General features: G+C 63.6%; 15 protein-coding genes. 3 read left to right on the top strand and 12 right to left on the bottom strand.

The annotated features are described in order from the left end of the window. Positions 1-75: 75 nt before the first annotated feature. Positions 76-1,101 (top strand): YeeE/YedE family protein, encoded by a 1,026-nt coding sequence (locus tag AC2VNO_RS14455; protein WP_486934784.1) that lies wholly within the window; start codon positions 76-78, stop codon positions 1,099-1,101. A gap of 18 nt (positions 1,102-1,119) precedes the next feature. Next, positions 1,120-1,947, top strand: coding sequence for a thiosulfate oxidation carrier complex protein SoxZ (gene soxZ / locus AC2VNO_RS14450; protein ID WP_486934783.1), 828 nt, complete (start codon positions 1,120-1,122; stop codon positions 1,945-1,947). Between the two features lie 75 nt (positions 1,948-2,022). On the opposite strand, the gene AC2VNO_RS14445 is transcribed toward soxZ, so the two are convergent. From AC2VNO_RS14445 to AC2VNO_RS14420, 6 genes are all read right to left on the bottom strand, one after another. Then, positions 2,023-2,451 (bottom strand): universal stress protein, encoded by a 429-nt coding sequence (locus AC2VNO_RS14445; protein WP_228576417.1) that lies wholly within the window; start codon positions 2,449-2,451, stop codon positions 2,023-2,025. 12 nt (positions 2,452-2,463) lie between these two features. Continuing rightward, on the bottom strand, positions 2,464-5,061 hold the full coding sequence (locus AC2VNO_RS14440; protein ID WP_486934782.1) for a TRAP transporter permease: 2,598 nt from the start codon (positions 5,059-5,061) through the stop codon (positions 2,464-2,466). A 134-nt stretch (positions 5,062-5,195) separates the two neighbouring features. Next, positions 5,196-6,176 (bottom strand): TAXI family TRAP transporter solute-binding subunit, encoded by a 981-nt coding sequence (locus AC2VNO_RS14435; protein ID WP_486934781.1) that lies wholly within the window; start codon positions 6,174-6,176, stop codon positions 5,196-5,198. Between the two features lie 341 nt (positions 6,177-6,517). Further along, the gene (locus tag AC2VNO_RS14430) at positions 6,518-7,822 is read right to left on the bottom strand and encodes a TRAP transporter large permease (protein ID WP_486934780.1); all 1,305 of its coding nucleotides are present in this window, start codon (positions 7,820-7,822) and stop codon (positions 6,518-6,520) included. Further along, positions 7,812-8,291, bottom strand: coding sequence for a TRAP transporter small permease (locus AC2VNO_RS14425; protein WP_486934779.1), 480 nt, complete (start codon positions 8,289-8,291; stop codon positions 7,812-7,814). The genes AC2VNO_RS14430 and AC2VNO_RS14425 overlap by 11 nt, the downstream gene beginning before the upstream one ends. A gap of 63 nt (positions 8,292-8,354) precedes the next feature. Next, positions 8,355-9,365 carry a DctP family TRAP transporter solute-binding subunit gene (locus AC2VNO_RS14420; protein ID WP_486934778.1) on the bottom strand — a complete coding sequence of 337 codons (1,011 nt, stop codon included), beginning with the start codon at positions 9,363-9,365 and terminating at the stop codon, positions 8,355-8,357. 192 nt (positions 9,366-9,557) lie between these two features. On the opposite strand from AC2VNO_RS14420, the gene AC2VNO_RS14415 reads away from it, so the two are divergent. After that, positions 9,558-10,415 carry a DMT family transporter gene (locus AC2VNO_RS14415; protein ID WP_486934798.1) on the top strand — a complete coding sequence of 286 codons (858 nt, stop codon included), beginning with the start codon at positions 9,558-9,560 and terminating at the stop codon, positions 10,413-10,415. Here AC2VNO_RS14415 and AC2VNO_RS14410 read toward each other — a convergent pair. The 6 genes from AC2VNO_RS14410 to AC2VNO_RS14385 form a co-directional block, all read right to left on the bottom strand. Next, positions 10,401-10,946 (bottom strand): DUF192 domain-containing protein, encoded by a 546-nt coding sequence (locus AC2VNO_RS14410; RefSeq protein ID WP_486934777.1) that lies wholly within the window; start codon positions 10,944-10,946, stop codon positions 10,401-10,403. The genes AC2VNO_RS14415 and AC2VNO_RS14410 overlap by 15 nt on opposite strands. Next, a complete protein-coding gene (locus AC2VNO_RS14405; RefSeq protein WP_486934776.1) occupies positions 10,930-12,090 on the bottom strand; it encodes an ABC transporter ATP-binding protein in 1,161 nt (386 codons plus the stop codon). Before AC2VNO_RS14405 ends, AC2VNO_RS14410 begins: the two co-directional genes overlap by 17 nt. Next, entirely contained in the window at positions 12,083-12,751 is a 669-nt protein-coding gene (modB, locus tag AC2VNO_RS14400; protein ID WP_486934775.1) for a molybdate ABC transporter permease subunit, read from the bottom strand. The genes AC2VNO_RS14405 and modB overlap by 8 nt, the downstream gene beginning before the upstream one ends. Then, a complete protein-coding gene (modA, locus tag AC2VNO_RS14395; protein WP_486934774.1) occupies positions 12,751-13,572 on the bottom strand; it encodes a molybdate ABC transporter substrate-binding protein in 822 nt (273 codons plus the stop codon). The genes modB and modA overlap by 1 nt, the downstream gene beginning before the upstream one ends. Before the next feature lie 103 nt (positions 13,573-13,675). Next, positions 13,676-14,410, bottom strand: coding sequence for a GntR family transcriptional regulator (locus AC2VNO_RS14390; RefSeq protein ID WP_486934773.1), 735 nt, complete (start codon positions 14,408-14,410; stop codon positions 13,676-13,678). Positions 14,411-14,498: 88 nt separating this feature from the next. Continuing rightward, on the bottom strand, positions 14,499-14,659 hold a 161-nt coding region (locus tag AC2VNO_RS14385; protein WP_486934797.1), incomplete at its 5' end, for a pyruvate kinase alpha/beta domain-containing protein.

Below are 14,659 nucleotides of genomic sequence, written 5' to 3'. Positions count from 1 at the left end.
ACCGCTGAGCTTGCTGAAGGGCCACCTCCGGGTGGCCCTTTCCACTTGCCAAACTTGATTTGGGAGCTGCGTACCATGAGCCATACCGAGCTGGTCGTTTGGATGGGGTTGGCGATCGGCCTGGTCTTCGGCGCCACAGGACAGCTTTCCGGTTTCTGCCTGATGCGCAGTCTCGTCAACGCCACCACGCTGAGCGACTGGCGCAAACTGAGAGCTTTCGCTCTGGCCATGGGCGTGGCTCTGCTCGGCAGTCAGGGTCTGGCCGCAACGGGCCAGGTGTCGCTGGCAGCTTCGCTGTACGCGGTTCCTACCTTCTCGTGGCTTGCCTTGCCCCTGGGTGGCCTGCTGTTCGGTTACGGCATGGTACTTGCCAACGGCTGCGGTGCCCGCGCCCTGGTGCTGCTCGGCAGCGGCAACCTGCGCAGTTTCGTGGTGCTGGTTTGCCTGGGACTGGCCGCCTACATGGTACTTTCCGGCATACTCGCCCCGCTGCGCCTGTGGCTCGAGAGTGGCACCACGCTGCGACTACCCGCCGCTACCCTACCGCAGTGGGTCGGCCTACCCGGCTGGCTTCCAGCGCTGCTGCTGGGCGGAGCGCTGTGTGTCTGGTCCTTCGCCAGCCCTGACTTTCGCCGTTCTCCCACGGACTGGGGCGGCGGTCTCGTGATCGGCGCCCTGATACCCCTCAGCTGGTACACCACCGGGGTGCTCGGTTTCGATGATTTCGAACCCGTGCGCCTGGCCAGCCTCACGTTCGTCGCCCCCATCGGGGAGTCGTTGCAGTACCTGATGCTATCTACCGGGACGCGTCTTGGCTTCGGTGTCAGCGTGGTGGGCGGGGTACTGGCCGGTGCGCTGGCGATGGCGCTATTGCGGAAGGATTTCCACCTAAAGAGCTTCGACTCACCCCCCCATATGCTGCGCAGCATGCTGGGGGGCGTCTTGATGGGTATCGGTGGTGTCCTGTCCCTCGGATGCTCCATCGGCCAGGGGCTCTCGGGTTTCTCGACGCTGTCGTTGAGCGCCTTCATCGCCATAGCGGGTATCGTGGGAGGCGCCTTGTTGGGAATCCGCGGGCCTCTGGCGCTGTCCAAGCATTGATCCAACCGGGAGGAACCCATGCATTCGTCAGTCAGCTGTCGCCATCATTCCCTTGCTCGCCGCCTGCGAGGTGGCATGGTCGCCGCCGTTGCCGGCCTCGCCCTGGCCACCCTGGCCCTGCCGGCGCTGGCCAACGAGCCCTGGCAACGGCTGGAAGCCGCCAAGAGCGTGCTGGGTGAAAGCGAGCCCCATACTCAAGGGCTCTCCCTTGACCTTCCGCACGTCTCCGAAGACGGCTCGGCCGTACCGCTCACGGTTAGCTTCAGCGGCGAACTCGCCGAAGGCGATTACATCGAGCGTATCGACCTGTTCGCCAACGCCAATCCGTCTCCCGAGATCGCCACCTTCCGACTGTCCGAGCTCAGCGGCAAGCCGGAGATCTCGACACGGGTGCGTCTCAACGAAACCCAGGAAGTCATTGCCATCGCCACTAGCCAGCAAGGCGAGCGTTTCGCGACTTCCCGCGAGGTGCGCATTACCGTAAGCGGCTGTCTGGTTCGTGCGGGTGGCGAAACAGCAGACGTCCTCACCAATGCGCGTGTCAGTGTGCCCTCCGGCTTATCGGCAGGAGAGCCTGCAGAGGTGCGCACCCTGATCAATCATCCCATGGAGACCGGACTGCGTGAGGGCGACGACGGTGAAATTCTGCCACGCCACATCATCGAACGTTTCCTCGTTTCGATGAATGGCGATGTCGTGTTCGAGGCCGAGCTGCACCAGTCGATCTCGGCCAACCCTTATCTGCGCTTCTTCCTGGCGCCGCAGGAGAGCGGCGAAGCGGAATTCACCTGGCAGGACGACTCCGGCGAAACGGCGCGTCAAGTCACCGAGCTGGACCTCACCTGAACGTGCCCAGCACGGCTCCCTGAAAGCAAACGACCCGGCCAAGGCCGGGTCGTTTGCTTGCGAGCACATCAGCACTCAACGCACGATCATCACCGACATCTTGGAATGATGAACCACATGCTCGGCGTTGGGCCCGAGCACGTAATCGGCGAACTTGCGCTTGTTATGGGACGCCATCACGATCAGGTCGGCGTCGAGTTTCTTGGCCGTCTTGACGATCGCCTCCCAGGGCGAGCCGTCGACGATCACCGACTGGACCTTGATGTCATCGGGTACATTCTCCTCGATGAAGCGATGCTGCGCCTGGGACACCGCATCGTGCGCCTTCTTGGCAAAGTCGCGCGGGAAGTAGGAGCCCACCAGCGGCATGTGGTAGTCCGGCAATACCGTAACCACGTGCAGCGAGGCCCCGAAGGTCCGGCACAGGGTCACTGCCGTAGGCAGTGCCTTGGCCCAGGACGAGGCTTCGTTAAGGTCCACTGACAACAGAATCTTGTTGTACATGTTGTTCCCTCCTCAGGCGTGAGCGGTCGACGACGGCTGCTGAAGCTTGCGCCGACGCTGCAGCAACACCACCACACCGAATAGCAGGAAGCCGGGTATCCACATCCACTCCTTGGCCCAGCGATCCACCGGAGCCAGCACCTCGATGATCTCCTGGTCGAAGTCGAAGCCGATATCCGCCGCCAGGCTACCGAACTCGACGAAGTCGACCGTGGCCTGATCGCCATCGACCCACAGCTCCATGCCCAGCCGCTCCATGCGCTCTTCGGCCGTATCGCCGCGCGGCACCGGCACCAGCAGGTAGGTGGTCATGGGATCGCCGAAGGCGTCCTCGCCGGCGATCTGCACGCGCAGCTGGCTGCCATCTTCCACTTCGCCGAGGGCCTGTGCGAACTCGGCCGGCGGGATCGATTGATAAGGATCGTGAATCCGATCCATCCAGTAGCCGGGCCGGAACAGCGTGAAGGCCACCAGCAGCAGCAGGATGGACTCGTACCAGCGGCTGCGTACCAGCATGTAGCCCTGGGTACCGGCAGCGAATATCAGCATGGCGATGGTCGCGATGATGAATATCACGATGCCCTGCAGCCAGCCGACCTCGATCAACAGCAGGTCGGTATTGAAGATGAACAGGAACGGCAGCGCTGCCGTGCGCAGGCTGTAGTAGAAGGCCTGAAAACCGGTGCGCAGCGGATCGCCGCCGGACACTGCCGCCGCCGCAAACGATGCCAGCCCCACCGGGGGCGTCACGTCGGCCATGATGCCGAAGTAGAAGACGAACAGGTGCACCGCGATCAGAGGCACGATCAGGCCGTTCTGCTGCCCCAGCATTACGATTACCGGCGCCATCAGGGCCGAGACCACGATGTAGTTGGCGGTAGTGGGTAGCCCCATGCCGAGGATCAGGCTGAGAACCGCGGTAAGCAGCAGTATCAGCATGAGGTTGCCCATGGCCAGTATCTCGACCACATCGGCCAGCACCAGCCCAACCCCGGTCTGAGAAACGGCTCCCACCACGATGCCCGCCGTGGCAGTGGCGATACCGATGCCGATCATGTTGCGAGCACCGGCCACCAGACCATCCCAAAGATCGAGGAAGCCTTCCTTGATGTCGGCGACGATACGACTGCGCCCCCGGAAGAAGGCAGTGATGGGGCGCTGGGTGATCATGATGAAGATCATGAATACCGTAGCCCAGAACGCCGACAGGCCCGGCGACAGCCGCTCCACCATGAGGCACCAGACCAGCACGACCACCGGCAGGATGTAGTGCAGCCCCACCATCACGGTCGGCTTTGTCTGGGGCAGCTTCACCACCCTGGAAGTCGGATCGTCGAGTTCGAGCTCAGGGTAATAGGAGCCGAGCTTGAGCAGACCCACGTACACCGCGGCCAGCCCCACCCCGACGACCCAGGGCGTGGCATCGCCCAGCACCGGCTTGAGCCAGCCAAGGCCATAGTAGACGGCAAACGACAGCGCCATCAGCAGGATCAGCCCGGTGAGAAAACCTATTGCCTTGTGCAGGAACGGCCGTACCGGGTTGCTCGAAGGCAGGCCCTGCATGTCGGCCTTGAGTGCCTCGAGGTGGACGATATAGATGAGTGCGATGTACGAGATGACGGCCGGCAGGAAGGCGTGCCGGATGACCTCGACGTAGGAGATACCCACGTACTCCACCATCAAGAACGCCGCCGCCCCCATTACGGGTGGCATGATCTGCCCGTTGACCGAGGACGATACCTCGACTGCACCGGCCTTCTCGGAGGAAAAACCGACTCGCTTCATCATGGGAATGGTGAAGGTGCCGGTGGTCACGGTGTTGGCAATGGAAGAGCCGGAGATAAGGCCCGTCATACCGGAGGCCACCACGGCAGCCTTGGCCGGCCCGCCCTTGTAGTGACCAAGCATCGAGAAGGCGACCTTGATGAAATAGTTGCCTGCCCCGGCCTTGTCGAGCAGAGCGCCGAACAGTACGAACAGGAAGACGAAGCTGGTCGAGACCCCCAGGGCGATACCGAACACACCCTGGGCCGTCAGCCATTGATGGTTGACCAGACCGTATAGACTGACCCCACGGTGGGCCAGAATGCCGGGCATGTGCGGTCCGAACAGCGAATAGAGGATGAAGAGCGCGGCCACGATCATCAGCGGCGGACCCAGCGCACGCCGTGTCGCCTCGAGCAGTACCACGATACCTACCACACCCACGATCACATCCTGAAGAATCGGTGAGCCGGGGCGGTCGGAGAGCTCGGCATAGAAGATGAAGATGTAAGCGGCACAGAAGGCGCCCACCAGCGCCAGCACCCAGTCCTGCAGCGGGATGCGGTCGCGGGGTGAGCGCTTGAGCGCCGGATACGCCATGAAGGCCAGAAACATGGCGAAGGCCAGGTGAATCGAACGCGCTTCAGTGGCGTTGAACACGCCGATGCGGAAGATATAGGGTAGCGGCGATGCGATCCAGAGCTGAAACAGCGACCAGGCGGCGGCGACGCCGACCAGTAGTTTGCCAGAAGCCCCCAGAGGCTTGCGCGCCCCGGTATCGCTCGAGGCGACCATATCCTCGAGGTCGACCTCGGCTTTGCTTTGATGGGTCTTTTCGTCAGTCATTCCCGTGCCCCATGGCTTGACTCTCAGGGGATAGCCGAAGCTCGATGCGCCAGCGGCTTATGCAAACAGATGCGCGGACCTCCAGGGTCCGCGCATCTCACCAGAGGGAGTGTTAATTCCCCCTACTTAACCGCTTACTCGATCCAACCACGCTCACGATAGTAGCGAGCGGCACCGTCGTGCAGCGGCGCGGTCAGACCGTCGGAGATCATATCCTCTTCATTGAGGTTCTCGAAGGCCGGATGCAGACGCTTGAAGCGGTCGAAGTTCTCGAATACCGCCTTGACGGTTTCGTAAACGACTTCTTCATCCACTGCCGTGGAGGTGACGAAGGTTGCCGCTACACCGAAGGTGTCGACGTCCTCGTCATTGCCACGATAGAGGCCGCCGGGGATCACCGAACGGGTGTAGTAGGGGTACTCTTCGATCAGGGCATCGATTTCATCGCCGGTAACGGGAACGATGCGGGCGTCGATGGTGGTGGTGGCTTCCTGAATGGAGCCGTTGGGGTGGCCCACCACGTAAACCATGGCATCGATATTGTTATCGGAGAGCGCCGCAGCCTGCTCGGCAGCATCCAACTGGGAGGCCAGCGAGAAGGTGTTGGTATCCCAACCCATGGCTTCCATTACCACGTTCATGGTGTTGCGCTGGCCGGAGCCCGGGTTACCGATGTTGACGCGCTTGCCGGGGAAATCGGAGAAGTGCTCGATGCCGGAATCGGCACGGGCCACGACGGTCAGCGGCTCACCGTGCATGGTGAAGACGGCACGCATGTCTTCCCACGCGCCATCGGATTCGAAGTTGGCCTCACCGTGATAAGCGCGATACTGGACGTCGGACTGCACGACACCCATGTCGAGCTCACCGCTCTTCATGCCGTTGACGTTGGCCACCGAGCCACCGGTCGAAGGCGCGTTACAACGAACGTTGTGCTCGTCGCTGCCGCGATTCACCATACGACAGACAGACTGACCCACAACGTAATAGACACCGGTCTGGCCGCCGGTACCGATGGTGATGAAGCGATCCTGTGCCACGGCCGGGGCAGAGAACATGGCGGCACCCAGCAGGGCGCCGGAGAAAGCGGCTGCGGAAAAAGCATGGCGTTTCATTAACACACCTCTTTTAGACGTTATTGGCTAGCTGTCTTGGCTGAAAGCAAGATCCCTGAGTCGCCAAGGCCCAACGAGCTCTCGGCTGACGGTTGCTACCGCTCGCACCTACTTTAGCGAAAAAAACGTCGTCATGTGGTCTTTTTCAACTGGCCTAATTCTAGTAGGAATTTACGTTAATTGTACGTTAATTCCTAAATTGCATAGCCCATGTAAATGCCATCTCTCTACCGTCGCGAAACGCAAGACGTCGCCCTGCGGCTCTGACGCCGAAGGGCGGCGCTGCGTACTGACCGATACGCCAGGCGACGACGTTACCCGCGCAGGAAAAAATGTGCTGGCTAGACGTTGTAACCCAGCGTACGCGGCAGCCACAGCGCAATTTCAGGGAAGATCGCCACCAACGCCAAAGCACTGGCCATGGCCAGCACGAACAGCAGCGCCCAACCGACGGTCTGCTCCAGCCGAATCCTGGCAATGTTGGTGGTCACCATCAGGTTGACCGCCACGGGCGGCGTGAACTGGCCAATGGCAATGTTCATCGCCAGCAAAATGCCGAACCATACCGGGTTCCAACCGAAATGCTGCATCACCGGTATCAGGATAGGCATCATGATCAGATAGATCGAGATGGCATCGAGCAGCATGCCGGCCACGAGCACCGCCAGCATGATCAGGATCAGCAGCATCACGCCGTTGTCGGACAAGCCGATGATCCACTCCGCCAGGTGACGGAAGGTACCGAGCATCGTCCCGGCCCAGGCGAAAATGCCGGCCAAAGCGATGATCAGCATGACCACGCCGGAGATGACCGCAGCTTCGCCGAGCAGGCTCCACAGGTCGCGTAGATTCAGCTCACGAGTCAGGAAGAGTCCGACCAGGGCGCCGTAAGCCACGGCAACCACGGCTGCCTCGGTAGGCGTGAACAGCCCCGAACGCAGCCCACCAAGGATCAGTACCGGGGCGAACAGCGCAGGCAGCGCCTGCTTGAAGGTCTCGCCCACCTTGAGACGCTCCGCTCCTTCCACCGGCGTTCCGCCCTCCCAGCCGTAGCGACGTGAAACCAGCAGCGCCGGCACCAGCAGGGCAAGGCCTGCCAGGATACCGGGGAAAAGCCCGGCGGCGAATAGCGCCCGCAGGTCGACCCCCGGCACCACGATGGAGTAGAGAATCAGCGCCACGGAAGGCGGGATCAGTATCGCCGTGGAGGCGGAAGCGGCGATCAGCGTCGCTGAAAAGGGTTTGGGATATCCCGCCTTGGTCATGCTCGGCAGCATCACCATGGCTACCGCCGCGGCATCCGCCGGGCCTGAGCCACTCATACCACCCATGATCATGCACACCAGCACCGCCACCAGGGCCAGGCCGCCGTGGCGCGGACCGATCAGGGCCTGGGCGAATCGCACCAGCCGCAGCGCCACCCCCGCACGCTCGAAGATCAGGCCGGTCATGATGAACAGCGGAATCGCGATCAGCGGATACTTGGCGATGCTGTTGTAAGTGTTGGTGCCAAGGGTTGCCAGCATCTCGGGGGTAAGCCCTACCAGAATACCCACCGCGCCGGCCAGCGCCAGCGAGAAGGCCACGGGCACGCCGGCAATCAACAGGCCGGCGAAGGCCAGGATCATCCACAGGTCAGGGCTCATCGTCGAGCCTCCCGCGCAGGCGGTCGACGGTTTGCTGCCCCAGTCGCACCAGCATCGCCGCCGCGAGCAGCGGCAGCCAGGCGAGATACCACCACTGCGGCAGCCCCAGCCCCGGTGACAGCGACTCCCACTGGTACTCCTCCCAGGTCAGCTTGGCACCGAACCAGGTGATGAGTCCCAGAACGGCAGCGCCGCACAGCCCCTGAAACAGGATCAGTGCGCGGCGCGGCCCGGCCGGCAAAGCGCGCTCGAGCAGGCCGATGCGAATGTGTCCGTTGCGCCGCAGTGCTACCGAGGCGCCGGCAAAGGTCAATACCACCAGCAGGAACACCGAAAACTCCTCGGTGAAGGCAAGCGACCCGCCGGTCACGTAGCGGGTAATGACGTTGCCCAGGCTGATCAGCGAAATGATCGCCAGCGCCAGCGAGCCCAGCCAACGCTCGGGCCTGGCATCAGGGGAGAACTTCATGGAAGCCTCGTATCGACGAACCCGACTCCGCAGGCGGAGCCGGGGTTAGGCGGGAGAGAGAACTCAGCGCGCTTCGATGGCCTGCCGAGCGGCTTCGACCAGCTCCGGTCCGATACGCGGCATCCACTTGTCGTGCACGCTACGAGTGGCATTGACGAAGGCACCATGCTGCTCTTCGCTGAGCTCAGTGACCTGAACGCCACGCTCCTGGATAGCGGCCAAGCGCTCGCTCTCCTCTTCGCGTGTCATGGCGATTTCCCATTCGCCGGCTTCGACGGCGGTTTCACGCAGAATCTCGCGATGCTCTTCGGAGAGAGAGTCCCACACGCGCTGATTGACGGCGAAGATCAGCGGATCGTTCATGTAGTTCCACAGGGTCAGGTGCTCCTGGCCCACCTGGTCGATACGCGCCACGTCGAACACCGAAAGCGGATTCTCCTGGCCATCCACGGCACCGGTGGTCAATGCCGGCTGGGCATCGGTCCAGCTCATCTGAGTGGGGTCGGCGCCCAGTGCGGTAAAGGTGTCCTGGAACAGCGGCGAGCCCACCACGCGAATCTTGAGGCCGTTCAGGTCGCTCGGCTGGGTGATCGGCCCACGCGAATTGGAAATCTGACGAAAGCCGTTCTCGCCCCAGGCCAGCGGGATGACGCCACGGGATTCGATGGCTTCGAAAATCATTTCGCCGGCTTCACCGCCGGTCACGGCATCCACTGCCGCCTCGTCGGGCATGAAGAAGGGCAGCGAGAAGAGATTGAGCTCCGGCACTTGGGGCGACCAGTTGATGGTCGAGCCCACGGCCATGTCGATCAGACCCGAGCGCATGGCGGAGAATTCACGTGTCTGATCGCCAGCCACCAGTTGGGAGTTCGGATAGACGCGCAGGGTGAGCTCGCCACCGGTCCGCTCCTCCACCAGCTCGGCCCACTTCTCCGCCGCCTGGCCCCAGGGGAAGGCATCGGATAGCACGGTGGAAACGGAGAGCTCGCGCGCCTGCGCCGAGAGCGAAGCGGCCAGCACGGCGGCGCCGGCCAGGGCCGCGGCAATACGGGTGATACGGCTAGGTGAATTCATGACGTGTCCTTGCAGCGAGGGCCGGTTCCGAGAGGACCGGCCATGATTATCGTTCTGGCGGGCATCGGTGGAGCACTGCCTCGCCTCGACATTCTACGATGTCGCGCGTTGAATGGTAGCCCGTTAACCTATCGGACGAAGCGCGTGCTCGCCCCCTGCCCGCGCCTGGGCAAATACGACAAGGAACCTGCCGTGCCGCTGCGCGACCTGCTGCTGGGCCTCTCGATCGTGGCGATCTGGGCCCTGAACATCATCGTCATCAAGCTGGGCGTCGAGGAGCTTCCGCCACTGTTGCTGACCACCCTGCGCTTTCTTCTCGTGGCGGCCGTGCTGGTGCCCTTCCATCCGGTGGCCCGCCATCAGCTGCCCTTCCTGCTCCTGCTCTCGGCAACGTTCGGGACCTTGCACTTCGCTCTACTGTTCATCGGCCTTGGCCAGGCGGAAGCCGGCACCGGCGCACTGCTGGTGCAAATGGGCACGCCCTTCGCCACCCTGCTGGCCGTGGTCTTCTTCGGCGAGCGCTTGAGCCCCAAGCGAATCCTGGGACTGGTGCTCTCCTTCGGCGGCGTGCTGGTATTGGCCGGCGGCCCCAGCCTTCCCTCACCGCTGCCCATGGCCTTACTGTTGTTCAGCGCCTTCGGCTGGGCCGTGTCGCAGCTGTTGATCAAGAAGGGGCCCAATATTGCCCCCCTGGCCCTGGCCGGCTGGGTGGCGCTGTTCGCCATACCCCAGGTGGGCATCGGTTCCTGGTGGTTCGAGCGCGACCAGATGAGCGCTATCGCCAACGCCGGCTGGTTCGGTTGGGGAGCGGTGTTCTACACCGCGGTGATGTCGTCGATCGTTGCCTACGGCATGTGGTACGGCCTGCTTCGCCGTCATCCGGTGAGTCGCCTTGCACCGCTCAGTCTGCTGGTACCGGTGGGCGCGGTACTGCTGGGTGTCGTGCTGCTGGGCGAGTCGCTCAATGCCCATGTGCTGGGCGGGGGTGCCATGGTAATCGCCGGCGTTGCCCTGATCGTGATTCGCTTTCGTGCCCTAATCGGTCGCTGAGCGGCATTCGCCACCCTGCCGACCGGGCCAGCTCACGCAGGCACCCACCTCGATGCCGCGGGATTCGAAGTAGCCGGCGTTGACTTCCAGTGCCGCATAGTAAGTCACGCCCGCCAGGGTGACCGGGCATTCGAAGGCGTTGCGCGACGGGCACGGCTGCATGGTGGCCTTGGCAGCAATACGACCATCGGCATCGAGGAAGGCGATGTCCAGCGGCAGGCGCGTGCGATACATCCAGAAGCCTCCCCGAGGGGACTGGGCCTCTTGGTAGAGAAAAAGCATGCCCGCATTCTCGGGGAGGTGGTCGCGATCCATCAACCCTTTCTGTCGCTCGGCCGAGCTGCGCGCCAGTTCGACGTCCAGCTGGTGGCGTTCGCTCGCGGTGTGGATTTCCAGTGGAACACGTTCGAGCGTAGCGCTCTCCTCTGCCCCCGCCGGCCACTGCCAGAGAAGCAGCATTGCACCCAGCAGCGCCAGAAAGGCACTCTGCTTCCAGCGACTGGCGAATCTCAGCTCATCGAAGATACTCATCTTCCCTCTCCTTGGATTCCTTGGGCAGCAGGTGAATGCCGCTCGCCAGCAACGAGAGTCGGACCCACCCGCCGCGCACCAGCCCACCGCGTCTTGCGGCGTGGGTGGATACGTCGAAGCGCAGGGTCTCGTCGACATGGTCGACCACCACGGCCAGCGATGTCGTCCCGCCCATGATGACCATTTCACTGATACGGCCGCTCACTCGGTTCTCGCGTGGGCCGCACGAGGATCGCTCCTCTCGATGGAGGACCACGTCGGAGTCGGGCACGTACCAGGTGACCGCCTCGCCGGGCGTGAGACGCTCGAGCCCCTGGGCGACGTCGAGTGTGAGGGAGCCCCACTGCAGCCTGCGCTCGCCCCGACTTTCGACCATGCGTCCCTCGAACAGGTTATGACGATCCAGCAGGCGTGCCACCTCGGCGCTGGCCGGGTGGCGAAAAAGGGTGTCGGCATCGCCCATCTGCAGACTCGAGCCACCCTGCAGAACGCAGAGCCGGTCGGCCAGCGCCACGGCTTCATCGAGATCGTGGGTGACCAGCAGGATGGGAATGCGGATCTGCTCGCGTAGCCGTGCCAGCTCCCGCTGCAGCCGGCGCCGGGTCACCTGGTCCACCGCCGAAAAAGGTTCGTCGAGCAGCAACGCCTTGGGCTCGCGTGCCAGCGCACGAGCCAGGGCCACTCGCTGACGCTGTCCGCCGGAGAGCTGCGAAGGATAGCGATTGCCGAGCCCCTGTAGATGCATGCGGTCGAGCCAGCGCTCGGCTCGTTCGTTACGCTCCGCCGCTTCGAGGTGCCCCAACGCCACTCGCACGTTGTCACGTGCGGTAAGGTGCGGGAACAACGCGTAATCCTGGAACACCATGCCGACGCGACGCTGCTGTGGCCGACGATCGAAACCCGCCGTATCGTCGAACCAGACTTCCTCGCCGCAGACGATACGACCGGTGCGCGGTTTCATCAGTCCGGCAATGACCCGCAGCAGCGTGGTCTTGCCGCTGCCGGAGGGGCCGACCAGCGCCAGCAGCTCGCCGGCCTCGCAGTGGAAGTCAGCATCCAGCGGAATGGGGCCGGCCTGATGAACGGCCACTTCGAGCCTTCCGGAGGTGGGCAGCAGCTCGTCTCCACTTTGGCGTTCAGACACGTCGCCACCGCCTGCGGCCCGCCAGGCCGTACACCACGCCGATGGCCAGGAAGGAGACCAGCAGCAGCATCGCCGACATGATGCCGGCGCCGCGTTCGTCGAAGGCCTGCACGCGATCGTAGATGGCGATGGCCAGCGTACGGGTCTCGCCGTCGATGGCGCCGCCCACCATCAGAATCACACCGAACTCACCCAGCGTGTGGGCGAAGGTCAGTGCCAGTGCCGAAATCACGCCGGGCCATACCAGCGGCAGCTCGATGCGCAGAAAGGTCTGCCAGGGAGAGAGGCCGCTGCACCAGGCCGCTTCGCGCAGGTTTGCCGGTATCCCTTCGAAGGCGCGCTGGATCGGCTGCACCGCGAACGGCAGGTTGGCCACCAGCGAGGCGAGTAGAATCCCGGTAAAGGTGAAATTCAGCCCCTCGCCGGTAAGGCGATGCCAGAAAGCGCCGAACGGCGCATCACGCCCGAAGCTGATCATCAGATAAAAGCCCAACACCGTAGGCGGCATCACCAGCGGCAGCGCGATCAGGGCCTCGCACAGCGGTTTGCCGCGGAAGTGCGCATGAGCCAGGGTGCGGCCCACCCACAGCCCCACGGGCAGGAGAAACAGGCAGGTCAGTACCGCCAGCTGCAGCGAAACCGACAGTGCCGTCCAATCCATCAACGCGCCTCGCTCTCTGCATCGAGACGATCGGCGGCCTCCTCGGGCAGGCGGAAGCCGTAGCGCGACAGGATCGTGCGGGCCTCATCCTCCTGCAACCAGGCGTAGAAAGCCCGGGCTGTTTCACCGGCCCCCTTGATCAGCGCCATGCGCTGCACCAGCGGGTCATGCCACGCCTCGGGTATCAGCACGTATTGGCTGCGCTCGGCCAGCTGCGGCGCCAACGCCAGTGACCAGGCGACGAGGCCGCCTCTGGCATCGTCGGACAGGGCAAACTGCGCCGCCTGGGAGACATTCTCTCCGAGGATGCGCAGCGCGGCCGTGGCATCCCACAGCTCCGCCTGCTCCAGCGCTTGGCGCGCCGCCACCCCGTAGGGCGCGTGCTCGGGATTGGCCAGCGCAATGCGCGGCCGCCCCTCACCTCGTCCCTGGGCCTCGAGCGCATCACGCACCCCAGCCAGCGGGTCGTCCTCGTTTGGCATGCCGTCGCGTCCGGCCCGCTGCAGCCAGGCCAGTCGCCCGATAGCGTAGACGACCCCCTCATCCTCGGTCAGCCCCTCTTCATGCAGGGCCAGAACATAGGCCTCATCGGCCGAAAGATAGAGCTCGAAAGGGGCGCCCTGGGATATCTGTCGACGGAAATTGCCCGAGGAGCCGAAGTTGAGGCGAATCTGGTGGCCGGTATCGGCTTCGAAGCGCTGGGCAGCTTCGGTCAGAGCGAACTGCAGATCGGAGGCTGCCGCCACGGTGGGCACATCGGCCTGTACCGGCATTGCAACGACTAGCCAGGCGGCCAACGTCCAGCGAAGAAGTGATTTCATCGAAACGATTCCAGCAGCTGAAGATGACGTGACCGCATTGTCATGCAGCAGCAACAGCCGGTAAAGGCGCCAAGAGGAGTACCCCCTTGGCATGCCCAACCGATCAGGGGGCGACGCTCTCGCGCTGGCCGAGAATGGCCATCAGGTCGATACGCGTCTCCCGCGTGCTGAGGTCGAGCAATTCCTCGAGCGCCTGAAGATGGTCGTGGACGCAACGCCGCGCGGCCTCGCCGTCGCCTTCACGCAAGTAGTTAAGCAAGGCGGGGTGATCCTCGGCCAGGTAGCAGCTCGACAGGCCGGCTCGCTTGTACAGCGCTATGACGATGGAGGTGCGCATGATCAGGTCGGTAAGCATGGCCCCGAGCACTCGATTGGGCGAATGCTCGGCGAGCAGGTGGTGAATCGCCAGCGAATGCTCGATGCGGGCCGCCTCGTCACCGCGGCCATGGGCCTCGGCTTCACGCTCGACGCGAGAGGCAATGGTCGCCAGCAGCGCGTCGTCGAGGCGCCCCGCCAGTAGCGCTGCCACTTCTCCCTCGACCAGACGCCGCGCAGCAAAGGTCTCGCGGGTCTCCTCGATGCTTGGCGCCCGCACCCGAGCCACCTGGTTGGGCTGCTGACTCACGACGTGATCGGCCGCCAGCCGAGTCAGCGCCTTGCGTACCACCGAGCGACTGACGCCAAAGATATCGCCCAGCGCCACCTCGGGCAGGCGTGTACCCGGTGGCAGGCGCTGGGCAAGCACCGCCGCGCGCACCTTGTCGACAATGAAACGATCGCTGATGCGCCCGCCGGCCCGAGTTTCAGCGGCAACCTCATCCTGCCAGGTGGTACTCATGGGTCTGCCCTCTCACCTCATTCATGGGCTTACCTTCGCACGTTTCCCCCTCCCTGACCACAGAAGCGCAGCCGTTCTGTATACAAAATCAGGACCGGCTGTGCTTTTCGGAGACGTCGAGAATCTTAAGGGTATTGGTCCCACCGTGGGCGTTCATGTGATCGCCCCGGGTCAGGATGACATGATCTCCCGGGGCGGCAATCCCCTTCTCCACCAGCAGCGCCAGCGCCCGGTCGTTGAGTTCGCCGG

It is taken from the genome of Halomonas sp. TH-94 (assembly GCF_057473365.1).
This window is presented reverse-complemented; position numbering and strand designations above follow the sequence as displayed.

Bases quoted from the DNA above. Each gene is read 5' to 3' on its own strand.
- AC2VNO_RS14455 (WP_486934784.1), top strand. From the start codon at position 76: ATGAGCCATACCGAGCTGGTCGTTTGGATGGGGTTGGCGATCGGCCTG.
- modB (WP_486934775.1), bottom strand. From the start codon at position 12,751: ATGGATTGGACGGCACTGTCGGTTTCGCTGCAGCTGGCGGTACTGACC.
- AC2VNO_RS14435 (WP_486934781.1), bottom strand. From the start codon at position 6,176: ATGAAACGCCATGCTTTTTCCGCAGCCGCTTTCTCCGGCGCCCTGCTG.
- AC2VNO_RS14440 (WP_486934782.1), bottom strand. From the start codon at position 5,061: ATGACTGACGAAAAGACCCATCAAAGCAAAGCCGAGGTCGACCTCGAG.
- AC2VNO_RS14420 (WP_486934778.1), bottom strand. From the start codon at position 9,365: ATGAATTCACCTAGCCGTATCACCCGTATTGCCGCGGCCCTGGCCGGC.
- modA (WP_486934774.1), bottom strand. From the start codon at position 13,572: ATGAAATCACTTCTTCGCTGGACGTTGGCCGCCTGGCTAGTCGTTGCA.
- AC2VNO_RS14390 (WP_486934773.1), bottom strand. From the start codon at position 14,410: ATGAGTACCACCTGGCAGGATGAGGTTGCCGCTGAAACTCGGGCCGGC.
- soxZ (WP_486934783.1), top strand. From the start codon at position 1,120: ATGCATTCGTCAGTCAGCTGTCGCCATCATTCCCTTGCTCGCCGCCTG.
- AC2VNO_RS14425 (WP_486934779.1), bottom strand. From the start codon at position 8,291: ATGAAGTTCTCCCCTGATGCCAGGCCCGAGCGTTGGCTGGGCTCGCTG.
- AC2VNO_RS14410 (WP_486934777.1), bottom strand. From the start codon at position 10,946: ATGAGTATCTTCGATGAGCTGAGATTCGCCAGTCGCTGGAAGCAGAGT.
- AC2VNO_RS14445 (WP_228576417.1), bottom strand. From the start codon at position 2,451: ATGTACAACAAGATTCTGTTGTCAGTGGACCTTAACGAAGCCTCGTCC.
- AC2VNO_RS14430 (WP_486934780.1), bottom strand. From the start codon at position 7,822: ATGAGCCCTGACCTGTGGATGATCCTGGCCTTCGCCGGCCTGTTGATT.